Genomic DNA, 23,642 nt, shown 5'->3' on the forward strand with positions numbered 1-23,642 from the left:
CAACGTAGCGACGCTGGGCGAGATGAACACGCCGGCGGCAAGAGAGCGTGCAATGCATCGTACCCGGCACTCATGAGGCAGCCTATGCGTTTTTCCATGCCACGTGCCTGGCCGCTGCTGCTGATTGCAGCGGCGCTGACGGGTTGCGTGAGCGATTCGGGTCTGCAGACTACGGTCAAGCCGCTCAAACCATCCGCCGATGCGCTTGCGCAGACCATCGGGCCCGGCGCGAACGGCGCATGGCCCGCGCCCGATTGGGTCAAGCGTTATCGCGATCCGCAACTGGATGAACTGAGCGCCGAAGCGCTGCAGAACAATCCCGACCTGCAGATTGCCAAGGCGAGGGTGGGCGCCGCGCAGGCGCAACTCGAACAGTTTGCTTCGCTCACGGGTCTGACAGGCACCGCGGGTGCGACGGTGAGCAAAACCCGTTTGCCGCAGTCGAACGATGTGGCTAACGTATCCGTCGGCGGTCAGCAGATTCCAGTGCAGTTGTTTAGCGATCCGAATGTCTCGCCGGCCGCGTTGTTCGCGGGCTTGAGCTATCAGCTCGACCTGTGGGGCAAGAATGCGGCGCTGACCGGCAGCCTGCTTTCCGCGCGCGACGCCGCACGAGTCGACGCGGAGCAGGCGCGGCTCACGCTGACGGTCGCGCTTGTGACGCTTTACTGTGAGCTCGATCGCGCCTTTGCAATGCAGGACATTCTGCTGCAGAAGCAACAGGCCGCGGATAGCGTCGATGCGGTGTTGCGCGAGCGCGGTGCGCGTGGCCTCGATAACGCGTACGACGCGGCCGACGCGACACTCAAGCGCAGCAGGCTCGCCTCGCAACAGGCGCTCAACGACGAGCGCATCAAACTCACCGAGTTACAGATCGGCGTGCTGACGGGGCGCGGCGCGGAGCGGGGGCTGTCGCTGCATCGTCCGCAACTGGCTGCGGCGGTTGATGCGCCGATGCCCGCGCAACTGCCGGTCGATTTGCTGGGCCGCCGTCCCGACATCGTCGCGGCACGTTTGCGGGCCGAAGCCGCGCTCGCCAACATCGACGCCACCCGGGCGCAGTTCTACCCCGATGTGAATCTGGTGGCGTTTGCCGGGCTGACAGCATTGACGCCCGCCGCGCTTTTCTCGCGTGCGGCGTTGACCGGCTCAGTGGGACCGGCGATCTCCTTGCCGATTTTCGACCGGACCCGGTTGCGCGCGCAACTGGGCGGCGATTACGCCAATGTCGACGCCGCAATAAGCCTCTACAACAAGACTGTCGACGAGGCCCTCGGCGAGGTCGCGCGCCAGCTGACGTCCCTGCGTACGATCGATACGCTTGCCACCGAGCAGACTCGCGCGGTGGACGCAGCCTCACGCATTGTCGCGATCGCAGAAGAACGGCATCGGCGCGGGATCGGCATGCAGAAGGACGTAACGCTCGCCGACCTGTCTTTACTCGACGAACGCGCGCAGCAGGTGGATTTGCAAGGCCGCCGCCGGCTGCTGCAGGTCGCGCTGGTCGGTGCGCTCGGTGGTGGCTTCGACGTACACAAGGTGGCCGGCGCGCCGATTTCTCACTATCAGCCGACCTTTCCCTCTCACGCACGCATCACGGATACGCACTTCGATTGAATGCACAACGATAAACAGGCACAGCATGCCGCCGGCTGGACCCAGGGGCAGGAAAATCCGGCAAATACGGCAGGCATAGCGAGCGACGCCCACGACCCGAAACGGACGACGCGCCGGCGCCGTTTTGCCGTTTTCTTCGGCGTGGTGGCGCTCGCCGGTGTGGCGTGGCTGGGCTATTGGGTGTTGAGCGCGCGCTTCTACGAAGAGACCGACGACGCTTACGTGGCGGGCAACATCGTGCAGATCGCCGCGCAAATACCCGGTACGGTCACCGATATTCTGGTGGACAACACGCGGCAGGTGCGCGCAGGTCAGCCGCTCGTCAAACTCGACGATGCCGAAGCGGCCGCCGCGTTCGCGCAGGCCAAAGCGCAATTGACACTCGCCGTGCGTCAGGTGGCGAACGCGACGATCTCACGCAAGCTATACGTCCAATCGATCGACGCGCGCCGCGCCGAGCTCGCGTTGGCGCAACGTGCGCTGGCCGCGCGCGATCATGCGTCGGTGGAAGTCGTGTCGCCGGAAGAATTGGCACGCGCTCGCGAAGCCGTGGCGGTCGCGCAAGCGAACCTCGCCTCGGCGCAGGTCCAGCTCGATGCCGCGCGCGCGCTCGGCGGAAAATTTCCGGTGGAAGCCAGTCCGCCGGTTCTGCAAGCCGCTGCGCAAGTGCGGCTCGCTTATCGGAATCTGCAGCGTACTACTGTCATTTCTCCCGTCGACGGCACGGTCGGGCAGCGTTCGGTGCAGATCGGCCAGCAGGTCGGGCCGGGGCTCGCACTCATGTCGATCATTCCGCTCGAGCGCCTATGGGTCGAGGCGAATTTCAAGGAAGGCCAGATTCGCAGCATGCGCGTGGGGCAGCCGGTGCGCATCGTGTCGGACGTGTACGGCTCGCAAGTGGTGTATCGGGGGCGCGTGGAAGGCTTTTCGGCAGGCACGGGCAGTGCGTTTTCGATGTTGCCCTCGCAGAACGCGGCTGGTAACTGGATCAAGGTCGTGCAGCGTGTGCCGATTGTGATTTCGCTCGAACCGGCGGAACTCGCCGCGCATCCGTTACGGTTGGGACTGTCGATGCAGGTGTCGGTGGATACGCATGTGCGTAGCGGTCATCTGATCGGCAACGATACGCCGGCGGCCACGCAAACTACTCGTGTTCACGATAACGTTTCGCGCGACGCCGACGCGTTGATCGCGCAAATCATCCGGGAAAACAGTGATCGCAGCGGCGCTGCCGATTAGCGATCTGCGCCACTGAAATACGGCGGCTAGTTGCCCGGATCGATCACGGGCTTGTCCGGATCCGCAAGCGTTTTATAGGGGAGCGACGCTGCGTGCGGATTGGTTGTGGTGTCGTCGATCACGCGATCGACGTCCGCCGTTTTTGCGAGTTCCGCGAAGAACCTCTGTTTGTCGAAACCGGGCGCGACGCAGCCTTGCACGTAAATGAAGCGTCGCTGCAGCATGAGCCACAGTGTCGACTGTTCACGCCAATGCGTAGCGTAGTTGATGTTGGTGAGACGCCGTTGCACGGCTTCGGCGATTTCCGCATCGTAGAGGTACGCATTCGACAGACGGCAACGGCCTTCCACCCAGCAGCTATTACCGCGCTCGATCCGGTAATGGCTGTCGTCGAGCCATTCCTGCTCGGTCTCGAGTGGGCCTAAAGGCACCGGACATTCGTTGATCGCTCTGGATATCTGAAAGAACGGATCGTGGCCACGGTTGACGCGCTGCGCGTCGGCGGCGTGAGCGTGAGTTGCAGCCAGACAGAGCAGCAGACTCAACAGAGGCGATTGGATCAGGCGCTTCATCGTCTTGAGCTCCGGCATTTTGAGCGTGGGATAGACGGGTCGACGTTTTGATTCTCGACTATACAGTTGAGATTATGCCGCGATGGCTCAGAACCTCACTGGCTTCTACGCCGATTCTCGACCGCGAACTTGATCAACTCGGCCTGACCTTCGATATCGAGCTTGCGTTTCAGATTCAACCGATGCGTTTCTACTGTGCGCACGGAGAGGTCGTTGCGTTGTGCGATCTGCTTGCTCGAAAGGCCTTCCGCGAGCGCATCGAGAATATCGCGTTCGCGTGGCGTGAGCCGTTCAATGGGCGATTGTGTTGCCGATGCCTGAATCAATCGCGCGCCCAGCCCCGCACTGAAGAACGTCTTGCCTTCCAGCACCGCGCCGATGGCCTGAATGATTTCGGTGGCGGGCGAGTCCTTCAGCACGTAGCCGCTGGCGCCGGCGCGCACCGCCTGGGTCACGTACTCGAGATTGTCGTGCATGGACAGCATCAGCACACGTATTGCCGGGAAGCGCTCATGAAACATGCCGGCCAGCGCGATGCCGTTCATGCCATTCATCCCGACGTCCATCAACACCAGATGAGGTTCGTGGCTGGCCGCGAGCGCGAGCGCTTCCTGCGCATTGCCCGCTTCGCCGACGATTTCGATGTTGCGCACGGCTTCGAGGCGGGCGCGCAAACCGTCGCGTACTAGCGGGTGATCGTCGACCAGAATCAAACGGGCGATAGCGAGCGATATGTCGTTCATAGTGAGGTTTCCTGCAGGGCCGGCGATTGAAGCGCAGACGCAACGACCGGCACGCGCGCGGTCACGATCGTATGGCCGGCCTGCGAGTTGAGCGACAGTTTGCCGCCCAGTGCGTCCAGCCGCTCGCGCATATTGCGCAGACCCACGCCCGCGCGGGAACTGACGAGTGCGTGCGCCACGTCGAAACCGCGGCCGTTGTCGGAGATCGTCAGCGTAACGGCGTCGTTCGATACCTCGAGCGATAGCGCCGCGCTGGATGCGTGTGCGTGCCGCACGATATTCGTCAGCGCTTCCTGGGCGATGCGGAACAACACAGTGTTGACCGCTTCCGGCAAAGACGCCGCGTTGGTGTGGGCGATCTGCGTGAAGCCGATCTGGATACCCGACTCGTCGCTCAACTCGCGCGTGAGTTGTTCCAGCGCTGCCGCGACGCCGAGGTCGTCGAGCATTGATGGACGCAGCGCGTGAGAAATGCGGCGCACTTCACGCAGGGTATCGCCGATGCGCGCGACACTGGTCGATAGTGCGGCTTCCGCTGCGGGCACACGCACGTCGCTGCGTTCGAAACGCGCCAACGCCGATTCGAGCAGCAGCTTCACGGAGACCATCATCTGACTGATGCCGTCGTGCAATTCACGCGATAGCCGTGCCCGTTCGTTTTCCTGCGAATCGACTACCTGTTGCGCGAGCCGCTTCAATTTCGCATCCGCGCTGCGATATTCGGTGACGTTGAGCACCAGCGCACACAATGCGATCACGGCAAGTCCGGCCACGGCGATGCCGTCGATCCATTGCATTGTGCGATCGATATTGGCCGCCGCGCCCTGATCGATGTGCGCGAGCGTCGCGTCGACATCGTCGAGATAGATGCCGGTGCCGATCATCCAGCCCCAGCGTTCGAGCGGCACCACATAGCCGAGTTTCGACGCGAGCTTGCCCGTCGACGGACGATGCCACACGTAACGCACGTAACCGCCGCCTCGCGAGGCCGCGGCGAGCAGTTGCTGGATCGTCGGCGTGCCCTGCGGATCGCGCAGCGCCCAGAGGTCGCGTCCGACGAGGTCGGGCTCGCGCGGATGCATCAGCGAACGCCCATGCATGTCGTAGACGAAGAAGTAGCCGTCCTTGCCGAAATCCATTTTCTCGAGGATGTCGAGCGCGCGGGTACGCAGCATCGCATCGTCGCGCGCATTGTCGTGGCCGGCGTTGTAGAGCGGGGCGATCGCCGTGGTCGCCAGCTCGACATAGTGTTTGAGCTCGATTTCCTTGCTGGCCATGTACGCGGCCTGGGTGGTCGCGTGTTGCGTTTCGGCGAGCGCCGTGGCTTCCCGGCGCACGCCGGTTTCGATGCTGGCGATGGCCGCCAGAAAGGGCACGATCGCCAGCAGGACAATCTTTGCTTTGAGTTTCATCGTTGAAGGGCCGGCCGGCTACGTAATAGTACGTAGCCGGCTTACGTAGTTGCGCGCTTGTGAGGACGTTCACGAAGGCGAATACTACATCCCCGCGACGTGTCGCGCCTTCCGGCGTGCGTTCGGTGCGCCGGGTTGTATTGGCGGCCGCGCTCTGGCGCCGTGCAAAAAGCAAGATCCGGTTTTGCCGTCTAATATCACGTAACAGGTTTTCCGTGTGCCCGGCCACAAGTCATGGCGCGCGATTTCAATAATAGACTTAGGAGACGATTGTGGAGACCTCCCAATCCGCCGGCCGTTCATGGCTATGGCTTATCTTGCTGATCCCGTACATCGCGTTGCTGTGGTTGCCGTTCTATAACGACACACGTCCCTCGTTCGCCGGTTTTCCGTTCTTCTACTGGTATCAGTTCTTGTGGGTTCCGTTGACCTCGCTACTGATTTACGTCGTGTATCGAGGTGTCAAATGAGCGATGTCAATCCTGTGAACCCGGTCGCGATGACCGTCTTTATCGCGTTCTTTGTTCTTGTCACTGTGATCGGTTTTTTTGCCGCGCGCTGGAAACGGGGCGACCTGACGCAATTGCACGAGTGGGGCCTGGGCGGCCGCCAGTTCGGCACGGTGATTTCGTGGTTCCTCGTGGGCGGCGACTTCTATACCGCCTATACCGTGATCGCAGTGCCCGCGCTCGTGTATTCGGTGGGGGCGTATGGCTTCTTTGCGTTGCCCTACACGATCATTGTCTATCCGTTCGTGTTCGCGGTGATGCCGAAACTGTGGAAGATCGCTCACGCGAAGAACCACATCACGGCGGCGGATTACGTGCAGGGTGAGTACGGCGGCAAGTGGTTTCCTGCAGCGGTTGCGATCACTGGCATTGTCGCGACGATGCCGTACATCGCGTTGCAACTGGTGGGTATGCAGGTGGTGATCAAGGGACTTGGCGTGAGCGGGGAAATGCCACTGATTGTCGCCTTCGTGATTCTTGCGTTGTATACGTATGCAAGCGGCTTGCGGGCGCCGGCGATGATCGCGTTCGTCAAGGACATCATGATCTACATCGTCGTGATCGCGGCGGTCTGGCTGATTCCTGCGAAGCTTGGCGGCTACGCGCATGTGTTCGATGCAGCCGATACGTATTTCAAGGCCAAGGGCGGCGCAACTGGGATTATTCTGAAGCCGGCGCAGTTCACTGCTTATGCGTCGCTGGCTTTGGGCTCGGCACTGGCGGCGTTCATGTATCCGCATACGATGACGGCGGTGTTGTCGTCCTCGTCGGCTAATACGGTGCGCAAGAATGCGATTTTTCTGCCGGCGTACACGTTGTTGCTGGGGTTGATCGCGTTGTTGGGCTATATGGCGATTGCGGCCGGCGTGCATGTGAAGTCGGCGTCCGATATGGTTCCCGCGCTGTTCAACACGTTGTTCCCTTCGTGGTTCGTCGGCTTTGCGGCTGCGGCAATTGCGATTAGCGCGCTGGTGCCCGCTGCGATCATGTCGATTGGCGCGGCCAATCTGTTCACGCGGAATTTGTGGCGTCCGCTGGTCTCGCCGGATATCACGCCTGAGGCGGAGGCTTCTACGGCGAAGATCGTTTCGCTGGTTGTGAAGTTTGGGGCGCTGTTGTTTATTGTGTTTTTGCCGACGCAGTATGCGATTGATTTGCAGTTGCTGGGCGGGGTCTGGATTTTGCAGATTTTCCCGGCGATTGTGTTTTCTTTGTATACGCGGCGGTTGAATACGCCGGGGTTGTTTCTTGGGTGGCTGGTCGGGATTGTGATCGGGACGGGGATGGCTGTTTCGCAAGGGCTTAAGCCGGTGTTTGCGATGCATGTTGGCGATGCCAGTTATCCGGTTTATATCGGGTTGATTGCGCTGGTGGCTAATGTAGTGGTTGGGTTTGTTGTGTCGGGGTTGTTGCCGGGGAGGGGGGCCGCGGGGCGGTGAGGTTTTTGGTTTTTTAGTTTTCTGTTTCTGTCCTGGTTTTTTGTTTTTTTGTTTGGGGAGGGGCCGGCGGTTTGTTTGTCTGGTTGCCGACGGCGTTGGCTTTTCCCTGATCTGGTTGTTTGGTTTTTTCTTGGTCTGGGGTCTTTGGTCTTTGGTCTTTAGCCTTTGGCCTTTCCTTGAATTCTTATTGGTTTATTAGCGTCGCCCCTGTGCGGGGCAGGCACCTACTTTTCTTTGCCTGCTGCAAAGAAAAGTAGGCAAAAGAAAGCAGCTCACCCCGCCAGCTCATAAGCGGGTCCCCCGCACAGCCACGGTAGTGGTGCATCTGGAATCTGTGCTCTCGCACATTCGGCGTCAGTGACAAAGGCGTCATTCTTCCCGCCTCGCACTTCGTGCTCGCCGGAAGGGACCACCGAAAACCAGAGGATTCGGTTGAGTATGGTGGGGGCCATCGGCTTCGCCTCGGCGAAGCGCCCAAGCATTCAAAGACGCGCTCGCCGCGCGAATCAAAGTACGAAACCGTAAACCGAAAAACTACGGTTATCATGCCAACGGCAACGGCAACGGCAACGGCAACGGCAACGGCAACGGCAACGGCAACGGCAACGGCAACGGCAACGGCAACGGCAACGGCAACGGCAACGGCAACGGCAACGGCAACGGCAACGGCAACGGCAACGTTAACGCTAACGCCAGGGGGAGTTGTGACTGCAACGGTCACGTGCTGACATTTCATTCGAAGCGGGGGTTCACGGACAGATGCAGAGGCGTCTCGCCGAGGCGAAGCCGACGGCCCCCACCGCGCGCAAACGAAACCTCCAGGTTTCCCTGGCGGACCCATCCGCGACGCACGTAGTGCGGAGTGGGAGCTGATGAATCCTTTGTCACTACGGGTGAATGTGCGAGAGCACGGATTCCAGATGCACCACTACCGTGGCTGCGCGGGGGACCCGCTTAAGAGTTAGCGGTGTGAGCCGCTTTCTTTTGCCTACTTTTCTTTGCGGCAGGCAAAGAAAAGTAGGTGCCTGCCCCGCACAGGGGCGACGCTAATAAACCAATAAGAATTCAAGGAAAGGCCAACGCCGCGGGCGAACAGACGAACCGCAGACCATAAAACCAGGAAAACGCCAACGCCGTAGGCAACCGGACAAGGAAAGTCCAACGCCGTGGGTAACCAGACAAGGAGAGTCCAACGCCGCAGGCAACCAGACCAAGAAAAGACTACCGCCGCAGGCAAACAAACAACATCGACCCCAACCCCAATCCAAAGCAAAACCTCCTACGGCACGCCACGCGACCCCCCACCCGACTGCCCCTGGCCAACCACCACCGAACCAACCGAACCAACAGCATCAACCGCACTAACCACCGAACCCTCATCAACCGCAGTACGCCCACCATCCCGAAAAAACGCCAGCTCCGCCGCCTTATTCAACACGAGAATACTAATGCGCCGATTAGTCGGCTCATCAGCCACATCGCTATTCAGCGGCAACACATCAGCAAGCCCACGCACCTGCAACAGCTTCTCGCCATGCATGCCACCGCTCACCAACGCGCGGCGTGCGGCATTGGCCCGCTCTGACGACAACTCCCAGTTCGAATAACCTTCCGGCCCAGCCGTATAAGGCACTGCATCAGTGTGACCAGCAATCGAAATGCGGTTTTCCACATCGTTCAGCGCAGCACCGATCTGCGTCAGGATCGTCACAGCATAAGGCTGCAACTTCGGACTGCCGGACGAAAACATCGGCCGGTTCTGCGAATCGACAATCTCGATGCGCAGGCCTTCGTTAGTGATCGAAATGCGGATCTGATCCTTGAAGGCCTTTAACGCAGGGCTCTGTTCGATCAATGCAGTGAGCTTCTCTTTCAACTGCTGGAGCCGCGCCGTGTCCGCGGGCGCAATGGAAGATGGTGCCGCGCTTAGCGGCGTCGGCTCGGTCTGGCTCTTCTTGCCGACACCGGCCCGCGAGTCGGAGATGTCGCGGCCGCCGCCTTGCACGACGCTCGGACGCGCCGCAGCCGTGCCCTCGTTGCCGCCGAGCAGGCTCGACAGCGGCGTGTTGAAATAGTCCTCGATGCCCTGTTTGTCGTACTTCGACGTCGAGCCGAGCAGCCACATCAGCAGGAAGAACGCCATCATCGCAGTGACGAAATCGGCGTAAGCGATTTTCCAGGCGCCACCGTGATGAGCGCCATGATCGTCGCCCTTTTTCGAGCGTCGCACGATCACGGCCGCGGGTATTTCCCCATGCTGCGACGTACCCGATTTTCTTCCACTCATGATTCCACTCCACGTCAGGCCGATTTCGGCATCTTGGTGGCGCGCACGGCGTCGTCGAGTTCCTGGAAGCTCGGACGATCAGCGGTGAACAGCACCTTGCGGCCGAATTCGACGGCGATCGGCGGGGCATAGCCGGACAGCGACGCGAGCAGCACGGCCTTCACGCATTGATAAGGTTTGGCTTCGGCGCGACCCTTGGCATTGAGCAGATCGGCAACGGGGCCAATAAAGCCATAGGCGAGAAGAATGCCGAGGAACGTGCCGACCAGCGCACCGGCGATCATTTCTCCGAGCACGGCAGGTGGCGCGCCGACCGAGCCCATGGTATGAACCACGCCCATCACGGCGGCCACAATGCCGAATGCCGGCAAGCCGTCGGCCATTTTCTGAATCGCGTTGGCCGCGACCGACGCTTCCGCGTGATGCGTGGCCAGCTCCTCGTCCATCAGGTCCTGCATTTCGAGCACGTTCACGTTGCCGCCGGACATCATGCGCAGATAGTCGACGATAAAGTCGAGCAGATGATGATCCTCCAGCACGTGCGAATACTTCTGGAACAGCACGCTTTCCTGCGGCGAGGCGACGTCGGCTTCGAGCGACATCATGCCTTCCTTACGCGCCTTCTGAAGCAACTCGTAGAGCAGGGCGATGAGTTCGAGATATTTCTCTTTCGTGTAGCCGCCGCTTTTGAAGCACGAGGGAATCGCCTTGATGGTTTTCTTCAGCGTGGCGGTCGGATTGCTCACGACAAACGCACCGATCGCCGCACCGAAAATGCAAAGCAATTCGAACGGTTGTACGAGCGCTGGAAGATGCCCGCCCACACCGAGAAAACTACCGATGACAGAACCGATTACCACCACCCAGCCAATGACGACAAACATGCTTTCTCCGATTACCTTGCGCGACGAATGTCCGTTAGAACAGGCCCTATTTCAGGCGTTTTTTCGCGCGCGCCACAAAAGTTTTGTATGTACCGGTAAACGGCGGGATTCGCGATGTCTGAAGTATCGGCTACCCGTAGAAACGAAAATATTCACCAACTGGTTAACTCTTCAAATGAGCCTTCAAATAAGCCCCCAAATAGCCATTTAAATCGGTCTCCGGTAATTTTGTCCGCATCGTGATCTATCGTTGCAGCTGCAACCAATTATGAATATTCCCCGGCTGGATGATTGAGAGCGTCGATACATGACTGGTCTATTCAGAATGCATGTCAGCGGGTGCTCTGCTAGCATGGCAGGCAATTTGTACCGATGGCCGGTCCCGGCGCTCAAAGCCGCCATCCGGCTTCCCGTCGGCTCATGAATAGATGTGATTTTTGGCGGTCTGGGTTACCGTTGGTCGTGGACCATGCAGTTGCGCAGTTCGATGACCGTGGCGGCGTTGCAATTCGATATTGGATGCCGGCAAACCGTTTCGTTAGACGTCCCGTTTTACCGTGCCAGCAGAAGCAGTCTTCTAGAACCGATTGTCAGGATTTGCACAAAAACCGGAGAAGAGCATGAAAGCCAGCACCATCGCCGAGCGGGAAGCCCGCGGCCGTGCCGCTCGCGAACACTCGAAACGTTCGAGCCATCGTGCGGTAGGGGAGTTGAACCGCAACCCCATCGAATTGCTTAAGCAAAGCAGCGAGGGACGCATTACGAATCTGGTGCCGCTGCGTTATGGGCGCATGGCCGTGTCGCCTTTCACCTTTTTTCGCGGCACCGCGATCATTCAGGCCCACGATCTAAGCAAGGTCCCCGACACCGGCCTCATCATGCCGATTTGCGGCGATGGTCATCTGATGAACTTCGGCGGATTCGCAACGCCGGAGCGGCAACTCGTATTTGATCTGAACGATTTCGACGAAGTCGCGATCGGTCCTTTCGAATGGGACTTGAAACGTTTGACTGCGAGCCTCGTCGTCGCCGCGCGGCATATGCGTTTGAGCAGCGGTGCGGCGGAGAACCTGGTGATGACAGCCGTCGGCGAATACCGTGATCGCATGGCGCAATATGCGCAATGCGGCGCACTCGAACTATGGTATGACCGCATCACCTTCGATCGGATGGCGGAAACCGCGCTGACTCCCGAGCGTCGTCGCACCGTGCGCCGCGGCATGGAAAAGGCCGCGAACCGGACCCACGAAAATCTGCTGGAGAAAATGGCGGAGCGTGACGGCGACCACTGGACGATCCGCGATGCGCCGCCGGCGTTATTCCACGTCCTGGGTGCGAATACGCTGTTCACGCCGGAAGAGGCCGAAGCGTACAAGGAGAGCAATTGGCGCAAGATGCTCGAACGCATGTGGAGCGAGTATCTGAAGACGATGTCGCACGACCGGCGTGAGCTGCTGAGCCATTTCACCGTGCAGGACATTGTGTTCAAAGTGGTCGGCGTCGGCAGCGTGGGCACGCGCTGCATGGTGGTGTTGAGCGTCGATCACATGGATAAGCCGCTGTTTCTGCAGATCAAGGAGGCGCGGCCGTCGGTGATTTCCCAATACTATAAGTCGCCGCCCATCAAGCACGAGGGCGAGCGCGTCGTGCAGGGGCAGCGGATGTTGCAGGCGGCGAGCGATATTTTCCTCGGCTGGGCGAGTGGGCCGGCAGGGCGCCATTTTTACTTTCGGCAACTGCGCGATATGAAATTGTCGGCGAACATCGAATTGTTCGACACCGACCTGCTGGAAGGTTACGCGAAGCTCTGCGGCTGGATCATGGCGCGCGCGCATGCCAAGGCGAGTGGCCAGGCGATCGAGATCAGCGCGTATATCGGCCGGGGAGATCAGTTCGCGGAAGCGATGACCGGCTACGCCGCCAGCTACGCGAACCAGGTGGAACGCGACTATGACGTGTTCCTGAAGGCTTGCCGCAGCGGTGAGCTCGAGGCGCGCACGGACGAAGACATGGCAGCGGATTTCCGCGTGTAGCGGCGGTGGGGGTGTTTGCGCGGCTTGCCGAATCAGTCGGCGAGCCCGCGCGGAAGGTGTGCCTGGTTCAGTCCTCGATACGTGCTTCACGCAGCGTAACGAAGCGCAAATGCTGGCGGCGCGCCGCGTCGATTACGCGCGGCAGGACGGCGAGTATCAGCGGTTTGCCCTCGAGGGTGAGCGCGGCATTGCCGTCGTGCAGCAGCAGAATGTCGCGCGGAGCAAGACCGTCGATCAGCCGATGCGTCACCACCTGCGGATCGCGCTCGCGCGTGTCGTAGCCGCGCCGCGTCCATGCCGCGAGCCGCAAATCGAGTTTGCGCAGCACGGGCTCGAGAAAGATGTTGCGCAAGCCAGCGGGCGCGCGGAAGAACATTGGCCGCTCGCCGCTCAATGCCTCGAAAGTGCGCTGCGCAGCCTCGATCTCACGTGTGAGGGCGCCCGGAAACGTGACCGAAAACGTATGCACGTGAACTTGCGAGTGGTTTTCGAGCGTATGGCCGCGCGCGACGATTTCGCGTGCGAGGTCCGGATAACGCTGCGCTTTCGCGCCGATACAGAAGAAGGTGGCGCGCACGTCGAAGGCGTCGAGCAGATCGAGCACTTGCGGTGTGACGACCGGGTCGGGACCGTCGTCGATGGTCAGTGCGATTGCGTCTGCGTTGCGCGCGCCGTCGGGCAGGCGCGTCCAGTTCGGGCCCAGCAACGAGGTGCGCGGCAACAGGCCGGCCACCGTGAAAATAGCGTGATTCGCGAAGATCGCGGCCAGCCACCACGGCCACGCGGCGGGCGTCAGCAACCATCCGGCCAGCACGAAGATGTGCCATGCGGCAGTGGCCGTGAGCATCGCGGGATAGCCGGTGCGCGGCCAGCGGTACTGCGGCGCGGACTGGGCGCCCGGCGGCGGCGTGGAGCGTTCGTTGTTCATAAAGCGTGCTTCCTGTCTTCCTTCCTCCGTCCAGGGAAGGCCTTGAATCGCGCTTGATGCGCAACAGCAAACGATACCATTGATGTGTCGCTCGACGCTGTTGCGGAAGGTAACGATAAGTAATGAAAGCACGCTGAAAGACGTCATGTTTCGCGACGGCGGCTGCGATGTCGCGTTTGTGATGGACGATCGGCTGTTGTATGGTGCTAAGGCCAAAAAACGGAGCAGGAGACGCACGGTGACAGGAACGGGAATCAGGAAAGTCGCGCTGGTGACGGGCGCGGGCAGCGGCATCGGCCGGGCCTGCGCGCTCAAGCTGCTAGAGCATGGTTATAGCGTCGTGCTTGCGGGCCGCCGCCAGGCGCCGCTCGACGCCGTGGCCGAAGAAGCCCGGCAACTCGGCGGCGAAGCGCTCGCCGTGGCCTGCGACGTGACGGACGCCGACAGCGTCGCCGCGTTGTTCGACACGATCCGCGTGCGGCTAGGCCGGCTCGACGTGCTGTTCAATAACGCGGGCCGCAGCGGCTCGCCTGTGGATATCGATCAACTCGCCATCGACGAATGGCGCTCGGTGGTCGACACCAATCTCACCGGCGTATTTCTCTGCACGCGTGCCGCCTTCGGTCTGATGAAAACGCAGACGCCGCGAGGTGGCCGCATCATCAACAACGGCTCGATTTCCGCGCATGCGCCGCGGCCGAACAGCATCGCCTACACGGCGACCAAGCACGCGATTACCGGAATTACGAAAGCGGTTTCGCTCGACGGCCGCAAATACGACATCGTGTGCGGGCAGATCGACATCGGCAATGCCGCGACGGACATGGCCGAGCGGATGGCGCGCGGCGTGCCGCAGGCGAACGGCGAAATCGCGGTCGAGCCGCTGATGGACGTGCAGCACGTCGCCGACGCCGTGCTGCATATGGCGGAATTGCCGCTGTCGGCGAATGTGCAGTTCATGACCATCATGGCGAGCAAGATGCCGTTCGTCGGCAGGGGCTGAGCGCGGCGTATAGGCATTCGCGGCGCGAGGCGGTTGAAGGGACCGGCTTCGGGCGTGACTTGGGGGAGCAGGCTTGAGCGTGAGTTGGAGGGAGCAGCTTTGAGCCGGAATTGACGGCTCGCGTTCATGCCACCCCAGGCTCCCCGACGCACGTATCTCGGAAGATCAACTTATACTGGGTGCTTCCCGCGTTTTCGAAAAAGCCCTTTGCCGTGCCCCGAGCCACACCCCAGGACGACCCGCAGCCGGTGCCGCCCGTGCAGCCCGACCTCGACGATTGTTGTCATAGCGGCTGCAATCCGTGCGTGTTCGATCTCTACGATGAAGCGCTCGAACGCTATCAGTCGGCGCTCGCCGAATGGCAAGCGCGGCAATCGGCACTGAAGGCACCGAAGGCGCGAACGGCACGATCGGTGCCTGCGCGGCAGAGCAAACCGCGCACGCGCCGCTGAACGGCGTTTCCGCTTTCACGCCAAGGCCGCAGCCAACCCATCTCCCCGTCATGACCGACCTTCAGCCCGCGCACATCGAGCCCTTCAACGAATCGCACACGCTGGACGATCTGCATACGTTCGTACAGCGTTATCCGCGTCTGTTCGTGCTGACCGGCGCGGGCATCAGTACCGACTCCGGCATTCCAGGCTATCGCGACGACAACGGCGAATGGAAGCGTTCGCCGCCGATCACGCTACAGGAATTTCTCGGCACCGAGGCGATGCGCCGGCGCTATTGGGCCCGCAGCATGGTCGGCTGGCCGGTGGTGGCCGACGCCCGGCCGAATGCCGCGCATGTCGCATTGGCTCGACTCGAGGCGGCAGGCCATGTGCCGACGCTCGTCACGCAGAACGTCGACGGTCTGCATCAGCGGGCGGGCAGCCGCGAGGTGATTGAACTGCATGGCGGCATTGACGGCGTGACATGTCTGGACTGCGGCACGCCGCATTCGCGCGCGTCGATCCAGCAGACGCTCGAAGCCGACAATCCCGCGTTGCTGAACGTCACCGCCGAAACCGCCGCGGACGGCGACGCGCATCTGGAGTGGCACGATCTCGAATCGTTCCGCGTTCCGGCGTGCACGAACTGTGGCGGCTTGCTGAAGCCCGCGGTGGTGTTCTTCGGCGAAAGCGTGCCGCGCGAGCGTGTCGAAGCAGCTTCGCATGCGCTCGACGCGGCGGATGCGGTGCTGGTGGTCGGCTCCTCGCTGATGGTCTATTCGGGCTACCGCTTCTGCGTGTGGGCGCAGAAGCAGGGTAAGCCGATCGTCGCGATCAATCTCGGGCGCACGCGCGCCGATGCGCTGCTGTCGCTGAAAATCGCCGCGCCCTGTGCCGATACGCTGACCGCACTGGCGGGCCGTCTTGCGTTGGACTGAGCAGAAGGCCGGTCGAGCCGGCCGCTCAACGGCGCGTCCGTGTCACGCGCGGTCCGCGTAAATCGCCGATAATCTCAATCCGAATCTCGCTTCCACGCAGCATTGCTCTCACTCAAAGCAACCGCCCCACACAAGGATCGCCGATGTTGACGACGATAGAACAGCTCGAAGCAATCTACGGTCAGCCCCACGAGCGTGCAGTGAAGAAGGAAATTCCCTACGTCAACGAAGACTATCGCGCCTTCATCGAAGTCGCGCCCTTCGTCGTGCTCGCCACCGCCGGTCCAGAAGGCCTCGACTGTTCGCCACGTGGCGACGCGCCGGGTTTCGTGCGCGTGATCGACGAACGCACGCTCGCGCTGCCGGACCGCATCGGCAACAATCGCGTCGACAGTCTGCGCAATATCATCGTTGAGCCGCATCTGGCGCTGCTGTTCATCATTCCGGGCGTCGGCGAAAGCTTGCGCGTGAACGGCCGCGGCAGGATTTCCAACGATCCGGAATTGCTGGGCAGTTTCGCCGTCGAAGGTAAGCTGCCGCGCACCGTGCTGCTGATCGACGTCGACGCCGTGTACTTTCATTGCTCGAAGGCGCTGGTGCGCTCGAAACTGTGGGACCCGGCGCATCATGTCGAACGTTCGCGCCTGCCGACTGCGGGCGAGATCCATCGGCGCATCAACGGTGCGAGTTTCGATGCCGCGACCTACGACCGTGAACTCGCCGAACGCGTGCGCACGGCCCTGTACTGAAACAAAGTGAATATGACTGATGCCCATCCGGCGTTGCGGCAACGCTCGCCGTCCGCGGAACGCAATCGCGAACCGATCCTTGCTGTATTGCGCGACGTGCTGCCCGCCACCGGCCGCGTGCTGGAAATCGCGAGCGGCACGGGCCAGCACGCTATCTGTTTTGCCGGCGCGATGCCCGGGCTCGACTGGCAACCGAGCGATCCCGATGCGGATGCGCGTGTATCGATTGCCGCATGGATCGCGCACGAAGGGCTGGCGAATGTGCGTGCACCGCTCGCCCTCGACGTGCATCAGGCGGATTGGGGCGTGCAAACGCCGGATAAGCCCGATACGCTCGACGCCGTAGTCTGTATCAACATGATTCACATCTCGCCATGGAGCGCGACGCTGGCGCTGTTCGCCGGCGCGAGCCGCCATCTCGCTGACGGCGGTGTACTGTATCTGTACGGTCCTTACAAACGGGGCGGCGCGCACACTTCACCAAGCAACGATGCGTTCGATCAACAATTGCGCAGCCGCGACCCCGCGTGGGGCGTGCGCGACATGGAAGCCGTGGTAGCGTTAGGCGCCTCGGTCGGATTCGTGTGCAACGAGCCGATCGCGATGCCGGCGAATAATTTCAGTCTGGTTTTCAGGAAACACCGGGGCGCGGCGCGGGTCTGACAGACGTTGCGTAATGCGGTGTGTAAGCGGTGTGTCATAAAGCGCATCACCGGGTGCCGCATAAAGTTGAAACCCGCACGCAGTGGAAAACACGCCCGTTGAGTGTCGATGCACGCCAACGAGCGCCAGACCGGCATTTCTTTTATCCTTTCACCCTCGACGTTGCGCCGACGTTCCTTCCGGCGCGACGTCTCGACATTTTTTGGACTCTGGAGAATTCACATGGGCAAACAGGCAATCGGCGTGGTGGGGCTAGCGGTCATGGGCCGCAATCTGGCGCTCAACATCGAAAGCCGCGGCCACGCGGTGTCGGTGTACAACCGCAGCCGCGAGAAAACCGACGAACTCATCGCCGAATATCCGGACAAGAAGCTGGTGCCGGCCTTCACGCTGGAAGAGTTCGTGGAGTCGCTGGAAAAACCGCGCCGCATTCTGCTGATGGTCAAGGCAGGCGAAGGCACCGACGCGACGATCAACCAGCTCAAACCGCTGCTCGACAAGGGCGACATCCTGATCGACGGCGGCAATACGCATTTCACCGACACCATCCGCCGCAATCAGGATCTCGCGAAGTCCGGCCTGCATTTCATCGGCACGGGCGTGTCGGGCGGGGAAGAGGGCGCACTGAAAGGCCCGTCGATCATGCCGGGCGGCCAGCGCGACGCCTATGACCTGGTCGCACCGATCCTCACCGAAATCGCCGCCAAGGCGCCGGACGGCGAGCCGTGCGTTGCGTACATGGGACCGGACGGCGCGGGCCACTTCGTGAAGATGGTGCACAACGGCATCGAATACGGCGACATGCAGCTGATCGCCGAGAGCTACGCGGTGCTCAAGCAGGTCGTCGGCCTGTCGAACGAGGAGTTGGGCAAGGTCTATACCGAATGGAATCAGGGCGAACTCGACAGCTATCTGATCGAAATCACCTCGAAGATTTTCGGCAAGAAAGACGAGGAAACCGGCAAGGACCTGGTCGACGTGATCCTGGATCGTGCGGCGCAGAAAGGCACGGGCAAGTGGACCAGCCAGAACGCGCTCGACCTTGGCGCGCCGCTGCCGCTGATTACGGAAGCCGTGTTCGCACGCGTGCTGTCTTCGCTGAAGACGCAGCGCGTGGCCGCGAGCAAGGTGCTGGAAGGGCCGGTGGCCAAGCCGCTCGGCGCCGAGCGCGACGCGTTTATCGAATCGGTGCGCCGTGCCCTGTACTTCAGCAAGGTGATTTCGTACGCGCAGGGTTTCGCGCAACTGCGGGCGGCGTCGGAAGAATATAAGTGGGATCTGGATTACGGCACGATCGCGAAGATTTTCCGCGCCGGCTGTATCATCCGCGCCCGCTTCCTGCAGAAGATCACGGACGCGTATACGAAAGACAAGGCGATCGCCAATCTGCTGCTCGATCCGTACTTCCGCGACATCGCGAAGAACTATCAGTCGGCGTTGCGCGAAGTCGTGATTGCCGCCATCAATGCGGGCGTGCCGGTGCCGGCATTCGCGTCGGCCGTGGCGTATTTCGATGCGTACCGTTCGGAACGCCTGCCGGCGAATCTCGTGCAGGCACAGCGCGATTTCTTCGGCGCGCATACGTTCGAGCGTATCGACAAGCCGGGCAGCTTCCACGCGAACTGGAGCTAGGCGTTTGAACCGTGGCCCGGCGTGCCCTTGCCATAAGGCGCGCCGGGCTGCGGCACCAATTGAAATCGAGACGGGCAATTATTGCTTAAAGCTATTAGGCAAATAGCATAGCGAGGCGCTAAGCCTCCTACTGTTGCGGAAATCGAAATAGAGTTTCGTCGTTTTAGGGGTTTCCCCTAGGTGTCGACGCTCCTAAACTTCCATTTAAGCGCTACGGGACAACGAGCCCAAAGCGAATTAAAAACAAGTTCTGGAGGTTTACATCATGAAGACTCTTATCTCTGCAGTTGTCGTCGCCGCCGCTCTGGTCGCTCCTGTTGCTTCGTTTGCCCAGTCGAACCAGCCGCTTACGCGCGCTGAAGTCCGCGCCCAACTTGTGCAACTCGAAAAGGCCGGCTACAACCCGATCGGCGATCAAATCAACTACCCGGCCAACATTCAGGCCGCACAGGCACGCGTCGATGCACAGAACGGCACCGCTCAAGCTGTGAACAGCGGCTATGGCGCACCGATCGCCGGCAGCTCGCAAGCCGGCCGTCCGGTGAACGGCAACGACCGTCACTCGATTTACTTCGGCAACTAATTCGCGCCGAAGCCGATGCAAACGCCGCCTGGATGACAGGCGGCGGGTAATAAAAAAACGCCGACCGGATTGCCGGGCGGCGTTTTGTCGTTTACGGCGCTATTCGGCCAGCAGTTCGATTTCGGGCTGCGGCCCAACAACCCCGCCCCAACGATCCAACGACTCAACGATTCAACGACTCGGCAAATGCGGAATCCCTTCGTTGCTGGTCAGATTGAGCTGATGAATCTGCCGATGCGCCTTGTTCAGATGCGCTTGCGCGGCCACACGTTGCGCTTCCAGTTGCGACACTTCCTTATGCAACTGATGTTGACGATTCGACACGGTCTGTTCCTGCGCGCCGCGCCGTTGCAGATCCGTGCGCAGCCGCTCGGCCTGCGCCTCGGAGCGAGCGATCATGCGCGCAAGCTGTTCGTTTTGAGCCTCAAGTTGCGCGCGCCGCGTTTCGCCATCCGAGAGCCGTGTCGCCTGTTCCTCGAAGTGATGGAAGGCCGCTTCGGCGGCTTCGAGGTCGGCGGCTTTGAGCGCGCGCCACAGCGAACCGTCCTGATACAGCGCGACGTAGTACGTCAGTTCCTTCGCGTGAAACAGCAGGCTCACCGAATAGGCGAAGCTGCGGAATACGCGGAACGGCGTTAGCGCTTCTTCTTCGGCGAGCCATTCGATTTCGGCGGTGTCGGCCATTTGCACGCCGCGCGCGCTGACCGGGGAGGGCACCACCGGCACCGGCCGTAGCGGCGTCACCGGCCGCGCCGGCTCGACGGCCGGGGCGGACACAGCAGTCGCGGCGGCGGGTGTGACGCCGGCCGGCGCTTCCTCGCTGTCGTCGGGCGACATGGGGTCGGCGGTGTTCTCTCGCGCGACCTGCACGAGATGCGATGGGCCTGCCAGCACGCTGCGGCGGTTCAGGAGACTTTTCACGGCGGTTCCTCCGGTTGACTCGCCCGAAACCTTCAGACGGCGCCGACGGTCAAGCATGCCGGACAATCTGGCGGTTCGAGCGGTGAGCGAAAAGTGGCGAACCGGCGGCGCTAACGGATAAGCGCCGGAGGTGCGCAGCAGTGCTGATGCATTTCCGCGCGCGGCTTTAATGCAGCGTGCGGTGCCGGCGCCCTATTTCATCGAATAACGCGCGGCTTGGTTCCAGGGCAAGCAACCAGGATTCGTCGTAACCGCTGAGATTGTCGAGCGCCTCGCGCAACCGTTCGATCGCCAGCGCCGGAATCTCGACGCTGGCCTCGACGCCGCTCGCCAATCGCGCGATGCTGGCCAGCTGGACCAGCGCGTCGGCGGCTTCGGCAACGTCTGCTGCAAAAATCAGGTGTGTGTTCAGCAACTCGACCAGACCGGGTGACGCTGCAATATCGTCGACGTTGAGTTGCACGGCCAGAAACGTGGCTTTGTTCATCCCCAACTCCTCGCAGGATTCAGGCGTTTTGCGTACGGTGCGTTCCGGCAGCATGACTGAGTATAGGCGAGGGTTGAAAGGATTCAATAATCACAGGAATGCGCCCGAACGATCGCGTGCCGGCGGCCGCGTCTGCCGCAACACCTATAATGGGGCCAGTCGAAACGCGTGATCCAGCCGGGCCGGGCGGTTCGGTATGCGACATGGATAACGTGCCGGCAGCGTCTGCTTCTCAACCTGCTATTCACCATGAAGATCATTCGCAGCAAGAGCTTCACCGCGACGCGCCCGTGGGGCGCGCTCGATATCGCCAACATGCGCGGCATCACGACGCGCCTGCATTGGACCGATCAGCCGTACAAGTGGCATGTCAACGACGGCGAGGAGGTATTCGCCGTGCTCGACGGCCGCGTGGAGATGCGCTATCGCGAAGGCGACGTGGAACAGTCGGCGATTCTGGAAACGGGCGATGTGTTCTACGCGTCGGTGGGCACCGAACATGTCGCGCATCCGATGGGTGTCGCGCGCATTCTGGTGATCGAGGCTGAGGGCAGTGTCTGACGATTCTCAGGCCGATGCCGTGTCGAAACCATTGCCGATGCACACGGCGGCATAATGGACAGGCGTCGCGGCGAGCGCGCCGAGCGGTACGGCAAATGCTTCGGGCTGGTTGAATCCGATTGAATCAAATGTCGAGGAAAATCACATGACAAGACAATGGCAATCCACGGCGACCCGGTTGCTGACCGCAGCCACGTTCGGCGTGATGATCAGCGGCTGTACGTCGATGCCGTGGGACAGTACGCCGTTCTACAGCAGCGCGCCGTCGCGCCCGACCACCCTTGCCACGGTTCCTGTGCCGGCCGGTTACTATCGCGCCAATCCGGGTGACACGCTGGCGGGCATTGCGTCGGCATATGGCCACAGGCCGCAGGAGATTGCGGCGTGGAACGGCCTCGCGTCGAATTCGGCGGTCAATCCCGGGCAAGTGTTGCGGGTCGCGCCGCCAATGGCGTCGGGCAGCGTGGTGACCCCGCCGGTCAACGTTGCCGGTCAGAACGGTTCGGCCACGACACCTGGCGCGCCAGGTGCTGTCGGCGTTCCGCAGCAAGGCGTGCTGCTGTGGCCGTTGCGTGGTCCCGTGCTGAAAACCTTTGCACCGGGCCGGTCGAACGGTATCGTGATCGGTGGCCACGCGGGTGACCCGGTCAAGGCCGCCGCGACCGGCCGCGTGGTTTACGCGGGCACGGGTATCGAGGCGTACGGTCCGCTCATCATCATCAAGCACGACGACTCGCTGATTACCGCCTACGGGCAGAACAGCACGCTGCTGGTCAAGGAAGGCGACGCTGTCGCGCAAGGGCAAACGATTGGCGAAGTCGGCGTGGATAGCCGGGGCGTGGCGTCGATCCAGTTCGAGGTTCGCCAGAACGGCCAGCCGGTCGATCCGCTTGCGTGGTTGCCGAAGTCAGGCGGGTAAGCCGGGCGGCACGAATATTCAATCCGTAGCGTAGATAAACAGAGACACACAAGGCTTTCATCATGATCGATTTGCGCAGCGACACCGTAACCCGTCCGACCCCGGCCATGCTCGCGGCAATGTCGGCCGCTGAAGTAGGCGACGACGTCTGGGGCGACGACCCAACCGTGCTGCGTCTGCAGGCAACGGTGGCGGAGCGTGCCGGCAAGGAAGCGGGTCTGTTCTTCCCGAGCGGCACGCAAAGCAATCTGGCCGCGCTGATGGCGCATTGCGCGCGCGGCGACGAATACATCGTCGGCCAGTTGGCGCACACCTATAAGTACGAAGGCGGCGGCGCGGCGGTACTCGGCAGCATCCAGCCGCAGCCGCTCGAGAATGCCGCCGACGGTTCGATCCCGCTCGAGAAGATCGCCGCCGCGATCAAGCCGATCGACAACCACTTCGCGCGCACGCGGCTACTGGCGCTGGAAAACACCATCGGCGGCAAGGTGCTGCCGGCGGGTTACGTCGACGAGGCGGTGCAGTTGGCGCGTCAGCGCGGCTTGTCGGCTCACCTCGACGGCGCGCGCGTCTACAACGCGGCGGTTGCGTCGGGCAAGCCGGTCGCGGCGCTATGCGAACCGTTCGATTCGATCTCGATCTGTTTTTCCAAGGGTCTGGGCGCGCCGGTCGGCTCGGTATTGGTCGGCAGCCACGCGCTGATCGAGGTGGCGCATCGCTGGCGCAAGGTGCTGGGCGGCGGCATGCGCCAGGCCGGCGTGCTGGCGGCGGCTTGCCTGTACGCGCTGGATCACAACGTCGAACGTCTCGCCGACGATCACGCGAACGCCGCGCATCTGGCCGCCGGTCTCGAATCGATCGACCACGTCAAGGTGCAGTCGATCGCGACCAACATGGTGTTCGCGCAGTTTCCGCAGCAGGATTGCGCGCCGCTCGAAGCGTGGCTCAAGGAGCGCGGCATCCTTACACAGATGCTGTACGCGTCGCGATTCGTCACGCATAAGGATGTGTCGCGCGCGGATATCGATACGTTTATTACGGCAGTGAAGGGATATTTCGCTGCGCGTTGATCGGGTGGGACAGCGTCGT

At 61.6% G+C, this 23,642-nt stretch carries 24 protein-coding genes; 15 read left to right on the plus strand and 9 right to left on the minus strand.

Annotated features, from left to right (window positions below; translation table 11 throughout):
• The first annotated feature begins 72 nt into the window (after positions 1–72).
• The gene (locus tag ACOSV0_RS25770) at positions 73–1,617 is read left to right on the plus strand and encodes an efflux transporter outer membrane subunit (protein ID WP_434114883.1); all 1,545 of its coding nucleotides are present in this window, start codon (positions 73–75) and stop codon (positions 1,615–1,617) included.
• Entirely contained in the window at positions 1,618–2,856 is a 1,239-nt protein-coding gene (locus tag ACOSV0_RS25775) for an HlyD family efflux transporter periplasmic adaptor subunit (protein WP_434114885.1), read from the plus strand.
• Between the two features lie 26 nt (positions 2,857–2,882).
• On the opposite strand, the gene ACOSV0_RS25780 is transcribed toward ACOSV0_RS25775, so the two are convergent.
• The 3 genes from ACOSV0_RS25780 to ACOSV0_RS25790 all read right to left on the minus strand — a co-directional run bounded on the left by ACOSV0_RS25780 (position 2,883) and on the right by ACOSV0_RS25790 (position 5,583).
• Positions 2,883–3,428, minus strand: a complete 546-nt coding sequence (locus tag ACOSV0_RS25780) for a hypothetical protein (RefSeq protein ID WP_434114886.1) — start codon at positions 3,426–3,428, stop codon at positions 2,883–2,885.
• A gap of 95 nt (positions 3,429–3,523) precedes the next feature.
• Positions 3,524–4,171: a response regulator gene (locus ACOSV0_RS25785; protein WP_434114888.1), complete on the minus strand. Its 648-nt coding sequence runs from the start codon at positions 4,169–4,171 to the stop codon at positions 3,524–3,526.
• Positions 4,168–5,583, minus strand: coding sequence for a cache domain-containing protein (locus tag ACOSV0_RS25790; protein ID WP_434114890.1), 1,416 nt, complete (start codon positions 5,581–5,583; stop codon positions 4,168–4,170). Before ACOSV0_RS25790 ends, ACOSV0_RS25785 begins: the two co-directional genes overlap by 4 nt.
• Positions 5,584–5,855: 272 nt before the next feature.
• Here ACOSV0_RS25790 and ACOSV0_RS25795 point away from each other — a divergent pair, with 272 nt between their 5' ends.
• Positions 5,856–6,053 carry a DUF3311 domain-containing protein gene (locus tag ACOSV0_RS25795; RefSeq protein ID WP_093634922.1) on the plus strand — a complete coding sequence of 66 codons (198 nt, stop codon included), beginning with the start codon at positions 5,856–5,858 and terminating at the stop codon, positions 6,051–6,053.
• Positions 6,050–7,531 carry a monocarboxylate uptake permease MctP gene (gene mctP / locus ACOSV0_RS25800; RefSeq protein ID WP_434114892.1) on the plus strand — a complete coding sequence of 494 codons (1,482 nt, stop codon included), beginning with the start codon at positions 6,050–6,052 and terminating at the stop codon, positions 7,529–7,531. The genes ACOSV0_RS25795 and mctP overlap by 4 nt, the downstream gene beginning before the upstream one ends.
• Positions 7,532–8,074: 543 nt before the next feature.
• Here mctP and ACOSV0_RS25805 read toward each other — a convergent pair.
• From ACOSV0_RS25805 to motA, 3 genes are all read right to left on the minus strand, one after another.
• Positions 8,075–8,245 carry a hypothetical protein gene (locus ACOSV0_RS25805; protein WP_434114894.1) on the minus strand — a complete coding sequence of 57 codons (171 nt, stop codon included), beginning with the start codon at positions 8,243–8,245 and terminating at the stop codon, positions 8,075–8,077.
• 565 nt (positions 8,246–8,810) lie between these two features.
• Positions 8,811–9,818 (minus strand): flagellar motor protein MotB, encoded by a 1,008-nt coding sequence (gene motB, locus ACOSV0_RS25810; RefSeq protein WP_434114896.1) that lies wholly within the window; start codon positions 9,816–9,818, stop codon positions 8,811–8,813.
• A 14-nt stretch (positions 9,819–9,832) separates the two neighbouring features.
• On the minus strand, positions 9,833–10,702 hold the full coding sequence (motA, locus tag ACOSV0_RS25815) for a flagellar motor stator protein MotA (RefSeq protein ID WP_434114898.1): 870 nt from the start codon (positions 10,700–10,702) through the stop codon (positions 9,833–9,835).
• A 620-nt stretch (positions 10,703–11,322) separates the two neighbouring features.
• On the opposite strand from motA, the gene ACOSV0_RS25820 reads away from it, so the two are divergent.
• Positions 11,323–12,735: a DUF2252 domain-containing protein gene (locus ACOSV0_RS25820; RefSeq protein ID WP_434114900.1), complete on the plus strand. Its 1,413-nt coding sequence runs from the start codon at positions 11,323–11,325 to the stop codon at positions 12,733–12,735.
• A gap of 67 nt (positions 12,736–12,802) precedes the next feature.
• Here the strand turns inward: ACOSV0_RS25820 and ACOSV0_RS25825 are convergent, their stop codons facing one another.
• Positions 12,803–13,663 (minus strand): polysaccharide deacetylase family protein, encoded by an 861-nt coding sequence (locus ACOSV0_RS25825; RefSeq protein WP_434114901.1) that lies wholly within the window; start codon positions 13,661–13,663, stop codon positions 12,803–12,805.
• Between the two features lie 238 nt (positions 13,664–13,901).
• Between ACOSV0_RS25825 and ACOSV0_RS25830 the strand changes: the two genes are divergently transcribed.
• The 7 genes from ACOSV0_RS25830 (at position 13,902) to ACOSV0_RS25860 (ending at position 19,665) form a co-directional block, all read left to right on the plus strand.
• On the plus strand, positions 13,902–14,666 hold the full coding sequence (locus ACOSV0_RS25830; RefSeq protein WP_434114903.1) for an SDR family oxidoreductase: 765 nt from the start codon (positions 13,902–13,904) through the stop codon (positions 14,664–14,666).
• 212 nt (positions 14,667–14,878) lie between these two features.
• On the plus strand, positions 14,879–15,118 hold the full coding sequence (locus ACOSV0_RS25835) for an oxidoreductase-like domain-containing protein (protein ID WP_434114905.1): 240 nt from the start codon (positions 14,879–14,881) through the stop codon (positions 15,116–15,118).
• A gap of 50 nt (positions 15,119–15,168) precedes the next feature.
• The gene (locus ACOSV0_RS25840) at positions 15,169–16,038 is read left to right on the plus strand and encodes an NAD-dependent protein deacetylase (RefSeq protein ID WP_434114906.1); all 870 of its coding nucleotides are present in this window, start codon (positions 15,169–15,171) and stop codon (positions 16,036–16,038) included.
• 143 nt (positions 16,039–16,181) lie between these two features.
• Positions 16,182–16,787 carry a pyridoxamine 5'-phosphate oxidase family protein gene (locus ACOSV0_RS25845; RefSeq protein ID WP_434114907.1) on the plus strand — a complete coding sequence of 202 codons (606 nt, stop codon included), beginning with the start codon at positions 16,182–16,184 and terminating at the stop codon, positions 16,785–16,787.
• 12 nt (positions 16,788–16,799) lie between these two features.
• Entirely contained in the window at positions 16,800–17,450 is a 651-nt protein-coding gene (locus ACOSV0_RS25850) for a DUF938 domain-containing protein (RefSeq protein ID WP_434116141.1), read from the plus strand.
• Between the two features lie 222 nt (positions 17,451–17,672).
• Positions 17,673–19,082: an NADP-dependent phosphogluconate dehydrogenase gene (gene gndA / locus ACOSV0_RS25855; protein WP_434114908.1), complete on the plus strand. Its 1,410-nt coding sequence runs from the start codon at positions 17,673–17,675 to the stop codon at positions 19,080–19,082.
• A gap of 265 nt (positions 19,083–19,347) precedes the next feature.
• Positions 19,348–19,665, plus strand: coding sequence for a DUF4148 domain-containing protein (locus ACOSV0_RS25860; protein WP_434114910.1), 318 nt, complete (start codon positions 19,348–19,350; stop codon positions 19,663–19,665).
• Positions 19,666–19,836: 171 nt separating this feature from the next.
• On the opposite strand, the gene ACOSV0_RS25865 is transcribed toward ACOSV0_RS25860, so the two are convergent.
• Together ACOSV0_RS25865 and ACOSV0_RS25870 are read right to left on the minus strand one after the other, a co-directional pair.
• Positions 19,837–20,586, minus strand: coding sequence for a DUF2968 domain-containing protein (locus ACOSV0_RS25865; protein ID WP_434114912.1), 750 nt, complete (start codon positions 20,584–20,586; stop codon positions 19,837–19,839).
• A gap of 166 nt (positions 20,587–20,752) precedes the next feature.
• Entirely contained in the window at positions 20,753–21,073 is a 321-nt protein-coding gene (locus ACOSV0_RS25870; protein ID WP_434114914.1) for a hypothetical protein, read from the minus strand.
• Positions 21,074–21,322: 249 nt separating this feature from the next.
• On the opposite strand from ACOSV0_RS25870, the gene ACOSV0_RS25875 reads away from it, so the two are divergent.
• The 3 genes from ACOSV0_RS25875 (at position 21,323) to ltaE (ending at position 23,623) form a co-directional block, all read left to right on the plus strand.
• Positions 21,323–21,634 carry a cupin domain-containing protein gene (locus ACOSV0_RS25875; protein ID WP_434114916.1) on the plus strand — a complete coding sequence of 104 codons (312 nt, stop codon included), beginning with the start codon at positions 21,323–21,325 and terminating at the stop codon, positions 21,632–21,634.
• 145 nt (positions 21,635–21,779) lie between these two features.
• Positions 21,780–22,553 carry a peptidoglycan DD-metalloendopeptidase family protein gene (locus ACOSV0_RS25880; protein WP_434114918.1) on the plus strand — a complete coding sequence of 258 codons (774 nt, stop codon included), beginning with the start codon at positions 21,780–21,782 and terminating at the stop codon, positions 22,551–22,553.
• A 62-nt stretch (positions 22,554–22,615) separates the two neighbouring features.
• On the plus strand, positions 22,616–23,623 hold the full coding sequence (gene ltaE, locus ACOSV0_RS25885) for a low-specificity L-threonine aldolase (RefSeq protein WP_434114919.1): 1,008 nt from the start codon (positions 22,616–22,618) through the stop codon (positions 23,621–23,623).
• Positions 23,624–23,642 lie beyond the last annotated feature (19 nt).

Origin of the sequence: Paraburkholderia caffeinilytica (assembly GCF_051027425.1) — a bacterium.
In the GTDB taxonomy this organism is placed as follows: domain Bacteria; phylum Pseudomonadota; class Gammaproteobacteria; order Burkholderiales; family Burkholderiaceae; genus Paraburkholderia; species Paraburkholderia caffeinilytica_A.